We start from the raw sequence: 17,966 nt of genomic DNA, 5'->3' as shown, positions 1-17,966 counted from the left end.
TATCGCTCGTTGAAAGAGGGGCGCATTCTAAACTACGCCACCGCAACTTGGAAACACGCCGAAACTTGAGCTCCATGCGATTGCGGGCTATCCTGCATGCGTTACACATATCTCATTGGCCACTTTCAGGATAACAGCGTGACACTCCCTGCCCTACTCATCGTCGATGACGATCCGCTCATCCGTGATTCCTTGCGGCTCATTCTGGCCGATGAATTCGACATACACCTCGCCGAAGACCGCGCGCAAGCCATCCGCCTGCTGCGCGACATGAGCAGCCCGCCGCAACTGGCGCTGGTCGATCTCGGCCTGCCGCCCACGCCGCACCGCCCGGAAGAGGGCTTCCGCCTCATCACCGAACTGCTGGCGCATGCACCCAACATCAAGGTCATCACACTGTCCGGACAGAACGAGGAAAGCAATGCGCGGCACGCACGCACCCTCGGCGCCATCGAATTCGTCGCCAAACCCTGCGGGCCGGAGACCTTGCGCGCCCTGCTGCGCGATGCGCTGCGCATCCAGCAAAGCGAACAGTCCGGCCTCACCGACAGCCAGTCGCTGTTCGGCATCATCGGCAACAGCCAGCCCATCCAGGCGATGCGCAGCCAGATCGAGCTGTATGCCCAGACGCCTTACCCGGTGCTGATCGAAGGCGAGTCGGGCAGCGGCAAGGAGCTGGTCGCTGCCGCCCTGCAACGCCTGAGCGGCAAACCCGACACGTCCTACGTCGTGCTCAACTGCGCCGCCATCTCGCCCAACCTGCTGGAATCCACGCTGTTCGGGCATGCCAAGGGATCGTTCACCGGCGCGACCAGTGCGCAACCGGGCTTTTTCGAAAGGGCCGAGAACGGCACCCTGTTCCTCGACGAGATCGGCGAGATGCCGCCGGAACTGCAGGCCAAATTGCTGCGCGTACTGGAGAACGGCGAATACCAGCGCGTCGGCGAGGCAATCACGCGCAAAAGCAATGCGCGCATCGTCGCCGCCACCAACCGCGACCTGAAGCTGGCAGTACGCAGCGGGACCTTCCGCAACGACCTGTATCACCGCCTGAGCATCTTCACCATCCAGGTGCCGCCGCTGCGCACACTGGGTGAGGACAAGATGCTGCTGCTGGAGCACTTCAGCAGCTTCTACGCCATGCAGGCGCAGCGCCCGCCGTTCAAGCTCGATCCGTCCGCGCAGCAAGCCTGGAAGCTTTATTCCTTCCCCGGCAACACCCGCGAACTGCGCAACATCGTCATCCGCCTGACCACCAAGTATCCCGGCATCGAGGTCAATCTGCATCAGCTGGAGGCCGAATTCGACCCGCAGCCGGAAGGCGCGGGAAGTACTCCGTCCGACCAGTCCGCCGAAGCCCGGCAAGTCTTGCTGCAAGGCGGATTCGATCTGGACGACCTGCTGATGGGCTATACTTCCCGCTATATCGACGCCGCCATGGAGCTGGCGCACGGCAACGTCAGCGAGGCGGCCAAGCTGCTGGGAATAGCGCGCACGACGCTGTACAGCCGCATGGAAGCGGTGCAAAAACACAAAGCGCAGAAATCACAGTAAAGCAGAATTCACAGCATAAAGGGGACAGCAGATGTATCTGGAGCATTTCGGCCTGACCGAGCCGCCTTTCAAGATTACTCCCGTCACCGAATTTTTCTTCTCCGGCGCCAATCGCGGCGAGATACTCGATGCCCTGGTCTACGCCATCACCGACGGCGAAGGCATCGTCAAGATCAGCGGCGAAGTCGGCAGCGGCAAGACCATGCTGTGCCGCATGCTGCTGGAACGCCTGCCCGCCAACATCAAGGCCATCTACCTGGCCAACCCCAGCATGTCGCGCGACGAACTGCTCTATGCCATCGCCGACCGTCTCGACCTCAACCTCGAGGGACAGCGCGTCAACGTCATCCTGCAGTCCCTGCTCAACCAGCTGGAAGCCATGTACGAACGCGGCGAGCGCTGTGTGGTGCTGGTGGACGAGGCGCATGCGATGCCGCTGGAAACGCTGGAAGAGTTGCGCCTGCTGTACAACCTGCAGGTCGGCAAACACAAGCTGATCCAGATCGTGCTGTTCGGGCAGCCCGAGCTGGACGAAAAGCTGGACCAAAGCAACATGCGCCAGCTGAAGGACCGCATCGTGCACCACTTCAGCATCCTGCCGATCTCGCGCAAGGTAATCGACGACTACCTGATGTTCCGCATGCGCGCCGCCGGTTACAAGGGCCCGGACATCTTCTCTCCCGCCGCCGTGCTGCTCATCGGCAAGGCCTCGCAGGGACTGATGCGCCGGGTCAACATCCTGGCCGACAAGGCCCTGCTCGCCGCTTTCGTCGAAAACACGCACAAGATCGAAGTGCGCCACGTCCAGGCCGCCATCCGCGACAGCGAGATGGTGCCGATGAACAGCTGGCTCAACCGCAAGAGCATCTCGATGGCAGGCGGCACCGCCCTGTTCGCCGCCACCCTGGCGGGGGCAGGCTGGTTCATGGGACAAAGCTCCCACCATCTGGAGCCGGCAGAAACGCAACGCATGGCCGCAACGCAGCCGATCACCGTCACTCCCTCCCAGCCTGCACCAGCCGCTTCCTCGGTCATAGCGGCTTCCGCTGCAGCCCCCGCGTCCGAAGTTGCACCAGCCTCCGCCGTCGCCGAGGTTGCCAATGTCGTACTGCCCCTCGACCACACGCTGACCCTTCCCGCCGAGCAGGAGCATGCGGCACAGCAACGCAATGCCCAGCCCAGACAGGCTGCCGCAGCCGTCGCAGCAAAACCGGCAGCCCACAAGGACATCTCGCTCATGCAGCAGCGGCTCGACGCAACGCGCGACGCACTGTCGGCGGCCACCGCAGGAGAGACCAGCATCCAGCTGTTCTATACCGATGACGTTCGCCCAGAACGCATGGAACGTTTCCTCATACGCGCTCAAAAACTGGGGATACTTGCCAAGATATACATCGTACCGATCAAGCTCAGCGGCAAGGATGGATACCGCGTGCTATATGGGCTCTACGGCAGCAGCAACGAAGCACGCGCAGGCATGGAACACTTGCCGCAACGATACAAGGAAGCTTTCGCACCGACCCTGTACTTGCTAGATGGCTCGCAGAATATGCCCTAAGCGATTGTATATAGGCCAAATGACATATTGCCCTACTCGGAAAATGATGTTACTTTGCGCCATGTCAAGGGGGATATCGAAAAAATGAAGTTCACGCGCGTACCATTGTATCTGGCCTGTATCTCGCTCGCCGCCTGCGGCACCAAGACGTTTACCCCATCCGACAAACATCTCCAGCAGAGCGACGAAGCCCATATCCCGGCTGGCGCCATCCCCCCCACCAGCAAGCTTTCAGTCGTCCTCCCGCCCCCCAAACCCGCAGCGAAAGTCGAAACCTACAGCGTAGTCGTCACCAGTACCCCGGCGCGCGAAGTGCTGTTCGCACTGGCGCGCGATGCCAAGATCAATATCGATGTCGGCCCCGGCATCGAGGGCCTGGTCACGCTCAACGCCATCGACCAGACCCTGCCGCAGATACTGGATCGCATCTCCAAACAGGTCGACATGCGCTACACCATCGAGAACGGCAACCTGTTCGTCGAGGTGGACAAACCGTTCCTGAAGACCTACAAGATTGATTTCATCAACATGTCGCGCTCGGTCTCGAGCAAGATATACACTTCCAGCCAGATCGGCGGAACGGCCGGCGGCGCTGGCGGAACTGCGGGATCCACCACCGGCGGGAATACGGCGTCGACCATCGTTTCCAGCGAAACCAAGAACAACCTGATGGACAGCCTGGTCGAGAACGTCCGCGCCATCATTGCCGATGAAGACCGCATCCGGTACACCGAAAGAGTCGAGCTGCGCAACGAAATGGCTGCCGCCGCCCGCGGCACCGGCGGTGTCTCCGCCAACAGCAGCATCGCCTCCGGTTCGGGCAGCGGCAAAGGTCCGGCCAGCAAGACCGGCGGCGGCGTTTCCGGCTCCGGGAACGAGGACGTGAACAGCCAGGCATCGACAGTGCAGCAGACCGCCAAGTACGAGCCTGCCGTGAACATCAATGCCAACAAGGAAACCGGCGTGCTGATCGTGCGCGCCACCGCTCGCCAGCACAAGAAGATTCAGGAATTCATCGACAAGGTCATGTCGACGGCGCGCCGGCAGGTGCTGATCGAAGCGACCATCGCTGAAGTCACGCTGAGCAGCAACTACCAGCAAGGCATCAACTGGTCCGCGCTGGCCACGGGCGGAAAAGGCTTCTCGCTGGTCCAGCAAGGCACGGCCGCTCTGCCGGCCGCCAATACCGGCAGCATGGCGGTGTTGAGCTACAGCAATCCCACCTCCAAGTTCGGCAATTTGTCCGGCGCCGTGCAGTTGCTCGACTCGTTCGGCGATGTGAAGGTGCTCTCCAGCCCCAAGCTGAGCGTGATGAACAACCAGACCGCGACCCTCAAGGTGGTGGACAACAAGGTCTATTTCTCCATCACCGTCACCCCCGGCATGACCTCGGTCAACGGCAATACGCCGCCGGTTTATACGACCACCCCGATTCCGGTTGCGGTCGGCTTCACCATGAACGTGACCCCCGAGATCAATGACTCGGACTACGTAACGATCAATGTGCGTCCGACCATCACGCGCATCATCGACTATGTGAACGATCCCAATCCGAGCCTGGCATTTCCATGCGGTACCGGCACAACATGCTCCGTAGCCCCCATTGTTAACAGGGTCCCGGAAATCCGCACCCGCGAAATGGAATCCATCATCCGCGTGAACAGCGGCCAGATCGCCGTGCTGGGCGGCCTGATGCAGGACGAGATCAACAACCTGTCCGACGGCATCCCGGTGCTGGACAGCATCCCCTTCCTCGGCAACCTGTTCAAGAACCGCAATGACACCAGCGCCAAGACCGAACTAGTCATCTTCCTGCGCCCGGTGATCATCAAGGATGCCAGCATGGAAGGCGATTACAGCGCATACCGCAGCAACCTGCCGGATGCGAACTTCCTCAAGCCTGAAGACGAGAAAGCGAAGCCATGAGCCTGCTACTCGACGCACTCAACAAGAAGTCCGGAGACAAATCGCAAGGCACCGGCCTTTCCAACCTGACGCTGGAGGATGCCCCTGCACCGCGAGCCGCGGCCGCCTCGACCTCATCGTCGGCCAGTGCATCGAGCCGCAGCGCCGGCGAGACCATGTTCGCCGCCAAGAAGAAGAAACCGGCCGGGCGCAGCTGGAAGCTGGGACTGGTGCCCACGACCCTGCTGATCGCGCTGGTGTTCGGCTCCGGTTATGGATATTACGTCTGGCTGCAGATCTCTCCCGCCAGCCAGCCCAAGCTGGTACAGCGCGCTGCGCCCCCGCCAGCGCCGCCCGTGGCAGCAGCAGCGCCCGCACCGGTCAAGGTCGCCACGCAGGCACTGGTTCCGTTCATTCCGCCACAGGAGAAGACGGCGCCGGCCGAGCCCGATCAGCCGATGGTTGCAGCTCGCAACGAGGAATTCGATGCGCCGCGCAACAAACCGAAAGTCAGCACCCCCTACAACAGGCCCGCGACAAATGACATCGTAGTCAAGCGCAAGGTGGAAACGGACACGATCACGCCGGCACTGCTCGACGCCTATCAGGCCTACCAGCGCAGCGACTACGCCACAGCCACGCAAGGATACCGCGAGGTACTGAGCAAGGACGCGCATAACCGCGATGCCCTGCTCGGCCTGGCCGCCATCGCACAACAGCAGGGCCAGAACGAAACGGCACAGCACTATTACCGCGAACTGCTGGTGCTCGATCCGCGCGACCCCGCAGCCCAGGCCGCCTTGATGACTTATTCGAACGATACCGGCAATACGGAAAGCCGCCTCAAGCTGTTGCTGGCCGAACAGCCACGTTCCGCCGCACTGCATTTCGCGCTCGGCAACTACTACGCAGAACAGTCGGGATGGGGCGATGCGCAGCAATCCTATTTCAACGCACACACGCTGGAACCGGCCAATGCCGAATTCACTTTCAACCTGGCGGTCAGCCTGGATCATCTGGGACAGCGCAAACTCGCTGCGCAATACTATCAGCAGGCATTGCAGCTCGACGTTTCCGGTCGCTCCGGCTTCGACCACGCACAGGCACAACAACGCCTGAACGAGTTGACGGCCGCCAAATAAGGAAGAAGATGGCTGCACCGCAACAACAGACCCAGCAGCCCATCGGGCACCTGCTGATAGCGAAGGGGGTGATCAGCGAGGATCAGCTTCGCATCGCCACCCAGGAACAGAACAAAACGCCGCAACCGCTGGGGCGCCTGCTGGTTCGTCTCGGCTTCCTTTCCGAAGCGACCATACGCGACGTGCTGTCCGAGAATCTGGGGCAGGAAAGCGTCGACCTGGCCAATGTCCTCGTCGATCCCGCAGCCATCGGCCTGGTACCCAAGGAAATCGCCCGCCGCTACATCCTGTTGCCCCTGTCTGTCGACGCAGCCAACAAGATCCTGACCATCGCAATCGCCGATCCGGACAACATCATCGCGCTCGACCAGGTGCGCGCCCTGCTGCGCGACGAATACCGACTCGTCACCCAGCTCGCCAGCGAATCGGACATCCTGCGCTCCATCGACCAGTACTACGGTTTCGAGCTTTCCATCGACGGCATCCTGCACGAGATCGAGCCGGGCGAGATGGACCACCAGAACCTGCAGCAGGGCGTGAACGAGTTCAGCCAGCCGGTGGTCCGCCTGATCGACGCCCTGCTCACCGAAGCCGTCCAGATGGGGGCCTCGGACATCCACTTCGAACCGGAGAGCAGCTTCCTGCGCATCCGTTATCGCGTCGACGGCGTACTGCGCCAGGTGCGCAGCCTGCACAAGAGTTTCTGGCCGGCGATGGTCGTGCGCCTGAAAGTGATGAGCGGCATGAACATCGCCGAGACGCGTGCGCCGCAGGACGGACGCATCTCGCTGCGCCTGTCCGGACGCCCCATCGATTTCCGCGTCGCATCGCACCCCACTTCCTACGGCGAGAACCTGGTGCTGCGTATCCTCGACCGACAGAAAGGCATCGTGCCGATCAACCAGATCGGGCTGGATGAAGCGGCCCTGAACACGCTCAAGGCCATCGTCGCCAAACCCGAAGGCATCGTGCTGGTCACCGGCCCGACCGGCAGCGGCAAGACCACCACGCTGTATTCGGTGCTTAACCACGTCAACACCGAGTCGGTGAACATCATGACGCTGGAGGACCCGGTGGAATATCCCATCCCGCTGATCCGCCAGAGCTCGGTGAACGAAGCGGCGAAACTGGATTTCGTCAGCGGCATCCGATCCCTGATGCGCCAGGACCCCGACATCATCCTGGTCGGCGAGATCCGCGACCAGCCGACCGCCGAAATGGCGTTCCGCGCGGCCATGACGGGCCACCAGGTGTATTCGACACTGCACACCAACTCGTCCATCGGCGCGATCCCGCGCCTGCTCGACATCGGCATCCTGCCCGACATCATGGCGGGCAACATCATCGGCATCATCGCCCAGCGCCTGGTGCGCGTGCTGTGCAAGCATTGCAAATACCCGTACCACCCGGACCACTCCGAATGCAAGATGCTCGGCGTGCGGCACGACGAGAACATCACCATCTATCGCGCCGCCGGCTGCGACATCTGCCAGCACCAGGGTTATACCGGGCGCCAGGCGATCATGGAGATACTCAGGATGGACAGCGACCTGGATGACCTGATCGCGCGCCGCGCCAGCATCCGCGACCTGAAGAACGCCGCGCTGGAACGCGGCTTCCGGCCGCTGGCCCAGGACGGTATCCGGCGCATCCTGCAAGGCGTCACCTCCATCGCCGAAGTGGCGCGCGTGGTCGACCTCAGCGACCGGATGTAACCAGGATCATGGCGCTCTACTCCTACAAGGCCATCGACAGCAACGGCAAGTCCGCCAAGGGATTGCAGGACGCCGCCAACCTGATCGACCTAGAGCAGCGCCTGAAGCGCGCGGGACTGGACCTGATCAGCGGCAAGGAAGAAGAGAACAAGGTCAGCTTTGGCAGCAGCAGGATCAAGCGCGCCGACCTCATCACCTTCTTTTTCAACCTCAACCAGCTGGTCCGTGCCGGCGTACCGCTGCTGGAATGCCTGGCCGACCTGCGCGACACCATGGAAGAAGCCACTTTCCGCGAGATCATCGCCAACATGGTGGAATCCATCGAGAGCGGCAAGAAACTCTCGCAGGCCATGGCGGAGCATCCCAACGCCTTCGACAAGATCACTGTCAGCCTCACGCGCGCCGGCGAGGACAGCGGACGCCTGGTCGACGTGTTCAACCATCTCACCGAGTCGCTCAAATGGCAGGACGAGATGGCCTCGCAGACCAAGAACATGATGATCTATCCCGCCTTCGTCGGCACGGTGGTGCTGGCCATCACCTTCTTCCTGATGATCTACCTGGTGCCGCAACTGGTCGGCTTCATCAAAGGCATGGGCCAGGATATCCCGATACAGACGCGCATGCTGCTGGCGACCTCCGCCTTCTTCGTCAACTTCTGGTACGTCATCCTGCTGACGCCGCCAGTGCTGTTCGGCATCTACAAGGCAGCCCTCATCACCAATCCCGGCCTGCAGTACCACCTGGACAACCTCAAGCTGCACATCTGGCCGACCGGCCCCATCCTGCGCAAGATCATCCTGGCGCGCTTCGCCAACACCTTTGCCATGATGTACAGTTCCGGCATCACCATCCTCGACTGCATCGCCAACTCGCGCGACCTGGTGAACAACCAGGTCATCGCGCAAAGCCTGCAGAACGTGATGCGGGAGATCGAGGCCGGCAAGAATCTGACGCAAAGCTTCCAGCAGACCGGCATCTTCCCGCCGCTGGTGGTACGCATGCTGAAAGTGGGCGAAGCCACCGGCCAGCTCGACCAGGCACTGCTCAATGTCAGCTACTTTTACGACCGCGACGTGAAAGACTCGATCAAGAAGGTACAAGTGATGATCGAGCCGACCATGACCATCATCCTCGGGGCACTGCTGGGATGGGTTATGCTGTCGGTGCTCTCCCCCATCTACGACATCATCAGCAAGGTGAAAATCTAAATGGCCCGCACCCTGCTCTTCCTCAGCGCCGATTCCTTCCACGCCTCCATCTGGCAGGGCGGCAAGCTGGGCGCACCGCAATATTTCGCCAACAACTCGAACGGACGCGAGGATTTCTCCAATTTCCTGAAAGATCATCGCGACCCGGCCTACCTGCTGGTGGACGTAATCGAAGAAGACTTCCGGCTGGAAGTCGTACCGCACCTGTCCGGATCGGCCCGCAAGAGCCTACTGGAACGCAAGTTCGAACAGTTCTACCGCGGCACCCAGTTCCACCAGGCCACCCTGCTACAACGCCAGGCAGAAGGCCGCCGCGACGACGAGATGCTGTTCTCGGCGCTGACCAACCCGCAGCGCATCTCGCCCTGGCTGGACGCCCTGCAGGCGAACCACATCCCGCTGATCGGCATCTATTCGCTGCCCAACATCAGCGCCCCCCTGATCAAGGCCATCCACTCGGACCATGTGCTGCTGCTCTCGTGGGAAAAAGATGCCGGACTGCGGCAAACCTACTTCAACGCCAAGCGGCTGCATTTTTCGCGCCTGATCCCGATCAACAGCAATAGTTCGTTCAACGAATCCGTGGTGAACGAAACACCGCGCACCCAGCAATACCTGAAGAGTCTGAGCCTGCCCCCGCCGGGAGAAATCCTGGACGTCTACATCATCTGCGATGCCAACGACCGGCTCGTCTTGCAGGGACGCCTCGAAGACGACAGCGAACTGCGCTACACCTATCTCGACATCCACGATCTCGGCAAGCGCTTCAAGGCGAAGAACGATTACACCGATTCCGATGCCACACCGCTGCTGCTGCACCTGCTCGCCAGCAAACCGCCGGCCAGCCATTACGCCAATTCCGAACATACGCACTTCCATTGGTTATGGCGGTTGCGCCGCATCCTGTTTGGCACTGCCGCAGCGATCACGCTGGTCAGCCTGCTGCTGAGCGGCACCGAATTCATGCAGAGCCGCGACTATATCGCGCAGACTGAACCGCTCAACATGCAGACGGCGCACGTCAAACAGCAGACGCAGGAGATTCAGCGCACGTTCGCCAACACCACCGTTCCCGCCGCCGACATGAAGACGGCCGTACTACTGGCACGCAAGCTGAATCAGTATGCGGCGTCACCGGCCGACATCCTGCGACCGCTGACGCTCACGCTGGACAAGTTCACGCAGATCAAGGTCGACAAGCTTGCCTGGCAGAGCAGCGCGGCCGATGCCGCTCCTTCCGCCTACCCGGCACAGGTAATCACGTTCGACGGCAGCCTTGTCGACTTCGGCAGCGAATACCGCAAGGCCATCAACTACCTCGACAGCTTCCAGCAAGCGCTCACCGCACAGGGGTATACTGTCAGCGTGCTGAAACAGCCGCTGGATGTCAGCTCGAAAGGCAGCATCAGCGGGGACGCGCAAAAGAACGATGGCAGCCCCGCACAGTTCACGCTGAAGATCATCTGGAGACAGAAAGAATGAAACTCTCCAAAGCCGACCTGCCGGAACTCAAATGGAGCCTGCTCGCCTTCCTGCTCAGCCTCGTGCTGGCCGGCGCGCTCATTAGCGCCAGCGAAGGCTATCTGGCGCAATCGCTAAAGGACCGCCAGGCCGCACAGAAACAGCTGACCGATGCACGCACCCAGCTCATCGCCGCGCAGAGCGACCAGGAAAACATGTCCTCCTACGCCATGGAATACAACGCCCTGCAGGCACAGAAAGTCATCGGAAACGAACAGCGGCTGGACTGGATCGAAGGGTTGGAGAAACTGCGCCTGCAAGGCACCGTGCTCGACCTCAAATACACCATCGCGCCGCAGCAGGCTTTCGTGCCAAAACCGCCGCTGGATAGCGGCAACTTCCAGCTCAGCCGCAGCAGCATGACGCTGCATCTCGACCTGCTGCATGAAGAACAGCTGCTGCACCTGCTGAACAACATGCAGCAGCAGATGAGCGGCTGGTTCATGCTGGACGGCTGCACGCTCTCGCGCAACGGGACGGCGGACGAACTCGCGCCGCTCAAGGCCGAATGCACGGGCGGCTGGTTCACCATGAAGAACAAGGGGGCGCCATGAATAACCTATGTCATTCCGGCCCTTCGACAAGCTCAGGACAGGCTGCCCTTCGGTCAGGCCGGAATCCAGCGAACAAAACAATGCTTCTGGCTTTCATGCTAATAGCGGCTTCCATATGGCATGAAAGTGTTAACGCGGCCGAGCTCGGCCGCCTGTTCTATACCCCGCAGCAGCGCCAGCAACTGGACGTCGGTGAACGCAACAGCGGCGGCGGTGGCAGCACTTCGGACAACGTGCGCCGCAACTACATCATCGTCAACGGCGTCGTGCAGAAGAAGGGCGGCAACCGTACCGTATGGATCAACGGCACTGCGCAGGCTGCCGAACGCGGCAACGACAGGAACCCGGCCAGCGTGCCCGTCACCGTACCCGGCAAGCCGCGGCCTGTGCAGCTCAAGGTGGGCGAACGGCTCATGCTCGAAGCACCCGCACCTGAAGAGCCTCAATAAACAGGGCGCGCACCATGCTTTACTTGCGCACATCTCGGCTCGTTCAGCGTCAACATGGGGCGGCATTCATCATCATGCTGGTCATCCTGATCATGGGCGTGTCAGCATATCTGGTCAGCGCCCTCAGCAAAGTTACCCTACAAACTGCTCGCAACGAGAAAAGCAGCGATCTGCTTGCTCAAGCAAAAGAAATCGTGATTGGTTATGCCGTCAATGGTACCGGCGGAACGCGGCCCGGCGATCTGATGATACCGGATGTCTTGAGCTCAACAGAAACACCACCATACAACTACGATGGCGCAACCGAAGGCGGTTGTCTTGATGCCAGTAAGACCTCAAGCACGCCCATTCCCGGATTGCCCGTCATAGGCGGCGGGGCGTCCAATTGGACCAACATGCGTTGCCTGGGCCGCATGCCATGGAAAAGCTTTAATGTCCCCCTTGGATCGCCCTCCGAGAATGACCCAACTGGTTTCATGCCTTGGTATGCCGTTTCAGCCAATCTGGTCGATCCCACTCACGTTACCCCCCTCAACTCAGAGCTGCTAAATACCGACAACACCCTGCACGGCCCCAACAATTACCCGCCCCCTCCCCATCCCTGGCTGACCGTGCGCGACATGAACGGCAATGTACTCAGCGATCGCGTGGCTTTCGTCATCATGATCCCGGGAGCCACACTGCCCGGCCAGTCGCGCCCTCTGTCGGCCAGCCAGGGGGGGCCTGGACTGGGAGGAGCGAATCAGTATCTCGACAGCATCACTGTTCCACCGACCTGCACTGCACCCTGTGTGCCCGGAACCTACAATAATTTTGACATGGACGATGATTTCATCATGGGGGACGAACACCGCTGGATAGCCTCCCCATCCAACCCCAGTCAACAGATTGAAGATCCCAACTATCATTTCAATGACAAGTTGCTCTACGTCACCATCGACGAATTGATGCCCCTCATCGAGAAGCGTATTGCCCGTGAAGTGAAGGGTTGCCTGGATAGTTATGCATCCGCCATCGGCAATACGAATTACAGATACCCTTGGGCGGCTCCTGTCACTGATAACACCCTATTTCCAGTAAATCTTGGTGACCCGAGTCGCCCTGGTGCATATGGCACGAATTTCGGCAGGATTCCGGAAAGTCTGGACACTAGCACCGGCGGCGGCGGCCCCCCTCCGACCGGAATCTTGCTCACTTACATTCAAGCCGTGCAAACCGCGTTGAACAACTATCTCGCCAATCCGAATTCGACGACGCTATCAACTCTTCGAAACAAAGGCGATACGTTAAAAGACTACGCACAGTCAATAGGCCAAGCCACCACCGATCCTGCACGCGCAGCCGGAATCACGGCCGACAATTGCACAGGCATGTCTTGCACCTCGACACTCCAGAGCCAACTCAATACAGCCATGGGTGGCGGAACACCGGACTCATCCATGCCTGCAAACTGGACCACAACGGCGTGCATCTCATTATTCACCTCACCGGGATCATATTGGGCTGACTGGCGCAACCTGGTTTTCTATCAAGTTTCCACAAACTACCAGCCGGGCGGTGGAGCAAATGCGCTATTGCAGATTAGTGGCTCAGGCAATCCGAATGGCGGGAACGGGACCTACCGCGCAAGCGTTATCCTGGCCGGGAAGAAACTGGGAACGCAAACACGCGCCAACCCTTACGTCGACCCACCGAATGACTATCTCGCAAATCCAATCTCGGAATTTTCAACCGACCCGCTATTCGTGACCAATGCGCACAGCGATTCGACCCTGACAACCACATTCATAACCTACAAGACTTCCGATCCCTATTACCAGAACGTCAATGATTTGGCGTTATGTCTGGATGGCAAAGGGATAAATCCGACTTCACAATGTAACTGATATGAATCTGAGACCTGCTCCCCCCTGGCACCAAAAAGGATTTAGCCTCATCGAGATGGCGATAGTGCTAGTCATCGTCGCCGTATTGCTTGCCGGATTGCTGCCCACGATCTCCGGCCAGATGGAACAGCAGCGCCGTGCGGAAACACGCAAACAACTGGAGGAAATACGTGCGGCCCTGATCGGCTATGCCGCCACCCAGACCCCTCCCAGACTGCCTTGCCCAGCAAAACCGACACTTGCCACCGGTACTACCGGCGCTGGGGTGGCCGATTGCACCATTACCCCAACAAGAACGGGAGTACTGCCCTGGGTAACGCTGGGAACCAACGAAACCGACGCCTGGGGCAGACGATTTACTTACACTGTTGCATATTCCGGGGGGGGGGATTTCGCTACGTCGTTCACTCTCTCATCAACAGGCAATCTGAATGTGTTGAGCACTTCAACCGGAGTGTGCCCGAATGTTGGCTGCGTAGGCAGCAACATACCGGCCGTCATCATTTCGCACGGCCCCAACGGATTGGGCGCCTACACCCCGCAAGGAACCAAGCTCCCGAACAGCACCGACACTGGCGAACAAACCAATTATGCGGGTGGAATCACCTTTGTCAGCCAGGATCCCTCAGCAACCTACGACGATCTGGTCGTCTGGGTTTCACCCAACACGCTGTTCAACCGCATGGTCTCGGCCGGCAAGCTGCCTTAGGCCTTGCGCCAGACGGTGCCCTGCGGCCTGTCTTCCAGCACGATGCCCGCCTCCAGCAGCTCCTTGCGAATACGGTCAGCCTCGGCGAAGTTCTTGGCTTTCTTGGCGGCGATACGCGCTTCGATCTGGACACTGATCGAGGCGTCATCCAGCCCGCCCGCATTGGTCCCGCCTTGCAGGAATTCCTGCGCATCGCGCTGCAGCAGGCCCAGCACGCTGCCCAGCGCCTTGAGCTGAGCAGCCATTTGCGCCGACTGGCTGCGATTCGCTTCGTTGGCCAGGTCGAACAGCACCGCGACTGCTTCCGGCGTGTTGAAATCGTCGTCCATCGCAGCCTTGAAACGTTGTGCGTGTTCCTCTTTCCAATCCACTGCCGGTGACGTGGCAGGCGCCAGCTTCAGCGCAGTATAAAGCCGTGTCAGCGCACCCTTGGCATCGTCCAGATGCGCATCGGAATAATTCAGCGGACTGCGGTAGTGCGCACGCAGGATGAAGAAGCGCACCACTTCGGCATCGTACTTCTTCAGCACTTCGCGGATCGTGAAGAAATTGCCCAGGCTCTTGGACATCTTCTCGTTGTCCACGCGCACGAAGCCGTTGTGCATCCAGTAGTTCACGTAGTGGCACTGGTGCGCCCCCTCGGACTGCGCGATCTCGTTCTCGTGATGGGGGAACTGCAGGTCGGCACCGCCACCGTGGATGTCGAAATGGTTGCCGAGGATGTCGGAAGCCATGGCCGAACATTCGAGATGCCAGCCGGGGCGCCCCTTGCCCCACTTTGAATCCCATTTCACCTCGTCCGCTTCGCTGTCCTTGGCATGCTTCCACAACACGAAGTCGAGCGGGTCGTGCTTGCCGGAAGCCACCTCTACCCGTTCGCCGGCGCGCAGGTCTTCCAGCGATTTGCCGGAGAGCTTGCCGTAGCCGTCGAACTTACGCACGGCATAATTCACGTCGCCGTCGGCCGCCTGGTAAGCCAGCCCGTTCTTTTCGAGTTGCGCAACCATCTCCAGCATCTGCGGCACGTACTGCGTGGCGCGCGGCTCATGATCCGGGCGCTGCACGCCGAGCGCATCGGCATCCTCGTGCATCGCGGCTATGAAGCGCTGCGTCAGCGCATGAATGGATTCCCCGTTCTCCGCCGCACGCTTGATGATCTTGTCGTCGATGTCGGTGATGTTGCGCACGTAGGTCACGTCGTAACCGGAAGCCTTGAGCCAGCGATAGACCATGTCGAACACCACCATCACGCGGGCGTGACCGAGGTGGCAGTAGTCGTACACGGTCATGCCGCATACGTACATGCGCACCTTGTTCGCTTCGATGGGCCTGAATTCCTGTTTGTCGCGGGCGAGGGTGTTGTAGATCTTCAGCATTTCTCTTTCCTGTGCCGTCATTCCGGCGCAGGCCGGAATCCAGCGGTTTTGATCAATATGCAGCTGGTTTTGTCCGTGCGTTGCACGGGTTGTTTTTATTGACTGGATACCGGCGTTCGCCGGTATGACGGGCCTAACATATCGAGTCGTACAAATCCTTCCAGTCTGGGTTGCTCTCTTCGATCAACTTCAATTTCCATGCACGCTGCCATTCCTTGATCGCCTTCTCACGCTGGATGGCCGACTCCATGGCTTCATGCACTTCGTACCAAACCAGTTGATCCACACCGTACTGTTTGGTGAAACCATCGACAACATGGCTCTTGTGCTCCCACACCCGTTTCACCAGATCCGAAGTGACTCCGACATACAAAGTGCCATTGCGTTTGCTGGCTAGCAGGTACACGCACGGCAGTGTGTTCATCAAGCCACCTGTCGGCAATTCCGTCATACCGGCGCATAACCAGCGACTTTGCTGGCGTTGTCTGCCAGCTTAGTCGAATGGCTAGTAGTTCCATCAGGCCGGTATCCAGCGGTTTTATTCAAAATGCAATTGGTGTTGTATCCGCTTCGCGGATGTACTTTCTTTCTAACTGGATTCCGGCCTGCGCCGGAATGACGATTACACCTGCTCCTTGGTCCACGAATCCTTCAGCGTGACGGTACGATTGAACACCAGCTTCTTGCCGGGCTGGTGATCGCGGCGGTCGGTGCAGAAGTAGCCCAGGCGCTCGAACTGGTAACGTGTTTCCGGCGCAGCATCTTTCACGCAGGCTTCTACCCAGCCCTGCACCACTTCCAGCGAATGCGGGTTCATGAACTCGAGGAAATCCTTCTCCTTGTCGGCATCCGGTTCCGGCACGGTGAACAGGCGGTCATACAAACGGATCTCGGCGGGCAGCGCATGCTCGCGCGACAGGAAATGGATCACGCCCTTCACCTTGCGGCCTTCCGGGTTCTTGCCCAGCGTGTCGTGGTCGATGCTGCACTTGAGCTCGACGACCTTGCCGGAAGCATCCTTCACCGCTTCGTCGCAGCGCATCACATAGCTGTGGCGCAGGCGGATCTCGCCGCCGAGCGTCAGGCGCTTCCAGCCGGCAGGCGGCACTTCGGTAAAATCGTCGGCCTCGATGAACAGTTCGCTGGAGAACGGCACCACGCGCTTGCCCAGCTCGGGCATGTTGGGATGGAAATCCGCCTCGCGCGTCTGCGCGCCGTCGGCATTGGTGATGGTGACCTTGAGCGGGTTGATGATGGCCATCACGCGGGGCGCGCGCAGCTCCAAATCCTCGCGGATCGCGCCTTCCATGATCGCCATGTCGACGATGTTCTCGCTCTTGGAAACGCCGATGCGCCTGGCGAATTCGCGGATGCCTTCCGGCGTGTAGCCGCGACGGCGCATGCCGCTGATGGTGGGCATGCGCGGGTCGTCCCAGCCGCTCACCTTCTTCTCGTTCACCAGTTGCAGCAGCTTGCGCTTGCTGGTGATGGTGTAGTGCAGTTCCAGGCGCGAGAACTCGTACTGGCGCGGGTGGCAGGGGATGGTAATGTTGTCCAGCACCCAGTCGTACAGCGGACGGTGATCCTCGAATTCCAGCGTGCAGATGGAATGGGTGATGCCTTCCAGCGCGTCGGAGATGCAATGGGTGTAGTCGTACATCGGGTAGATGCACCACTTGTCGCCGGTGCGGATGTGGTGCGCGCGGCGGATGCGGTAGATGACCGGGTCGCGCATGTTGATGTTGGGCGAACTCATGTCGATCTTGGCGCGCAGCACCATGGCGCCGTCGGCGAATTCGCCCGCCTTCATGCGCGTGAACAGGTCGAGGTTCTCGGCCACCGGACGGTCGCGGTTGGGGCTGTTCTTGCCCGGCTGGATCAGCGTGCCGCGGTATTCGCGCATCTGCTCCGGCGTCAGGTCGTCCACATAGGCCAGCCCCTTGTTGATCAGCTCCACCGCGTAGCTATACAGCGCATCGAAATAATCGGAGGCCCAGCGCACTTCGCCGTTCCACTGGAAGCCCAGCCAGCGCACGTCGTCCTGGATGGACTGCGCGTATTCCTCGCTCTCCTTCTCCGGGTTGGTGTCATCGAAGCGCAGGTTGCATTTGCCCTTGTAATCCTGCGCCAGACCGAAGTTCAGGCAGATCGATTTGGCATGACCTACGTGCAGGTAGCCATTGGGCTCCGGCGGAAAACGGGTGACGATGCTGTTGTGCTTGCCGGAGGCCAGGTCGCCGTCGATGATCGTGCGGATGAAGTTGGAAACGGGTGCGGCTGGAACGGGGGCATTGCTGCTCATGTTGTCTCAAGAAGTATCGACGATGAAGGTGCGGAATTCTACCCGAAAACAGCCCCAGCCACGCCGTCGCGCAAACCGTGTAAG

The 17,966-nt window shown here is 60.2% G+C and carries 14 protein-coding genes; 11 read left to right on the top strand and 3 right to left on the bottom strand.

Annotated features, from left to right (window positions below):
• Positions 1-138: 138 nt before the first annotated feature.
• The 11 genes from L6418_RS03065 (at position 139) to L6418_RS03015 (ending at position 14,204) form a co-directional block, all read left to right on the top strand.
• Entirely contained in the window at positions 139-1,554 is a 1,416-nt protein-coding gene (locus L6418_RS03065) for a sigma-54 dependent transcriptional regulator (protein WP_237248014.1), read from the top strand.
• A gap of 31 nt (positions 1,555-1,585) precedes the next feature.
• Entirely contained in the window at positions 1,586-3,112 is a 1,527-nt protein-coding gene (locus tag L6418_RS03060; RefSeq protein WP_237248013.1) for an ExeA family protein, read from the top strand.
• An 84-nt stretch (positions 3,113-3,196) separates the two neighbouring features.
• Positions 3,197-5,038: a type II secretion system protein GspD gene (locus tag L6418_RS03055; protein ID WP_237248012.1), complete on the top strand. Its 1,842-nt coding sequence runs from the start codon at positions 3,197-3,199 to the stop codon at positions 5,036-5,038.
• Complete coding sequence (locus tag L6418_RS03050; RefSeq protein ID WP_237248011.1) at positions 5,035-6,159, top strand: tetratricopeptide repeat protein; 1,125 nt, start codon at positions 5,035-5,037, stop codon at positions 6,157-6,159. Before L6418_RS03055 ends, L6418_RS03050 begins: the two co-directional genes overlap by 4 nt.
• Positions 6,160-6,167: 8 nt before the next feature.
• Positions 6,168-7,874 (top strand): GspE/PulE family protein, encoded by a 1,707-nt coding sequence (locus L6418_RS03045; RefSeq protein WP_237248010.1) that lies wholly within the window; start codon positions 6,168-6,170, stop codon positions 7,872-7,874.
• A gap of 8 nt (positions 7,875-7,882) precedes the next feature.
• The gene (locus L6418_RS03040) at positions 7,883-9,085 is read left to right on the top strand and encodes a type II secretion system F family protein (RefSeq protein WP_237248009.1); all 1,203 of its coding nucleotides are present in this window, start codon (positions 7,883-7,885) and stop codon (positions 9,083-9,085) included.
• Positions 9,086-10,567, top strand: a complete 1,482-nt coding sequence (locus L6418_RS03035) for a hypothetical protein (RefSeq protein ID WP_237248008.1) — start codon at positions 9,086-9,088, stop codon at positions 10,565-10,567. It begins immediately after the preceding gene.
• Positions 10,564-11,160 (top strand): hypothetical protein, encoded by a 597-nt coding sequence (locus tag L6418_RS03030; RefSeq protein WP_237248007.1) that lies wholly within the window; start codon positions 10,564-10,566, stop codon positions 11,158-11,160. The genes L6418_RS03035 and L6418_RS03030 overlap by 4 nt, the downstream gene beginning before the upstream one ends.
• 95 nt (positions 11,161-11,255) lie before the next feature.
• Positions 11,256-11,609: a hypothetical protein gene (locus L6418_RS03025; RefSeq protein ID WP_237248006.1), complete on the top strand. Its 354-nt coding sequence runs from the start codon at positions 11,256-11,258 to the stop codon at positions 11,607-11,609.
• Between the two features lie 74 nt (positions 11,610-11,683).
• Positions 11,684-13,495: a hypothetical protein gene (locus tag L6418_RS03020; RefSeq protein WP_237248005.1), complete on the top strand. Its 1,812-nt coding sequence runs from the start codon at positions 11,684-11,686 to the stop codon at positions 13,493-13,495.
• 1 nt (position 13,496) lies between these two features.
• Positions 13,497-14,204 carry a type II secretion system protein gene (locus L6418_RS03015; RefSeq protein ID WP_269807821.1) on the top strand — a complete coding sequence of 236 codons (708 nt, stop codon included), beginning with the start codon at positions 13,497-13,499 and terminating at the stop codon, positions 14,202-14,204.
• On the opposite strand, the gene cysS is transcribed toward L6418_RS03015, so the two are convergent.
• From cysS to L6418_RS03000, 3 genes are all read right to left on the bottom strand, one after another.
• Complete coding sequence (cysS, locus tag L6418_RS03010) at positions 14,201-15,580, bottom strand: cysteine--tRNA ligase (protein WP_237248003.1); 1,380 nt, start codon at positions 15,578-15,580, stop codon at positions 14,201-14,203. The genes L6418_RS03015 and cysS overlap by 4 nt on opposite strands.
• A 133-nt stretch (positions 15,581-15,713) precedes the next feature.
• A complete protein-coding gene (locus L6418_RS03005) occupies positions 15,714-16,004 on the bottom strand; it encodes a GIY-YIG nuclease family protein (protein WP_237248002.1) in 291 nt (96 codons plus the stop codon).
• Between the two features lie 198 nt (positions 16,005-16,202).
• Positions 16,203-17,882, bottom strand: a complete 1,680-nt coding sequence (locus tag L6418_RS03000; protein WP_237248001.1) for a glutamine--tRNA ligase/YqeY domain fusion protein — start codon at positions 17,880-17,882, stop codon at positions 16,203-16,205.
• Between the last annotated feature and the right edge of the window lie 84 nt (positions 17,883-17,966).

The organism is Sideroxyarcus emersonii, assembly GCF_021654335.1.
GTDB lineage: Bacteria > Pseudomonadota > Gammaproteobacteria > Burkholderiales > Gallionellaceae > Sideroxyarcus > Sideroxyarcus emersonii.
This window is presented reverse-complemented; position numbering and strand designations above follow the sequence as displayed.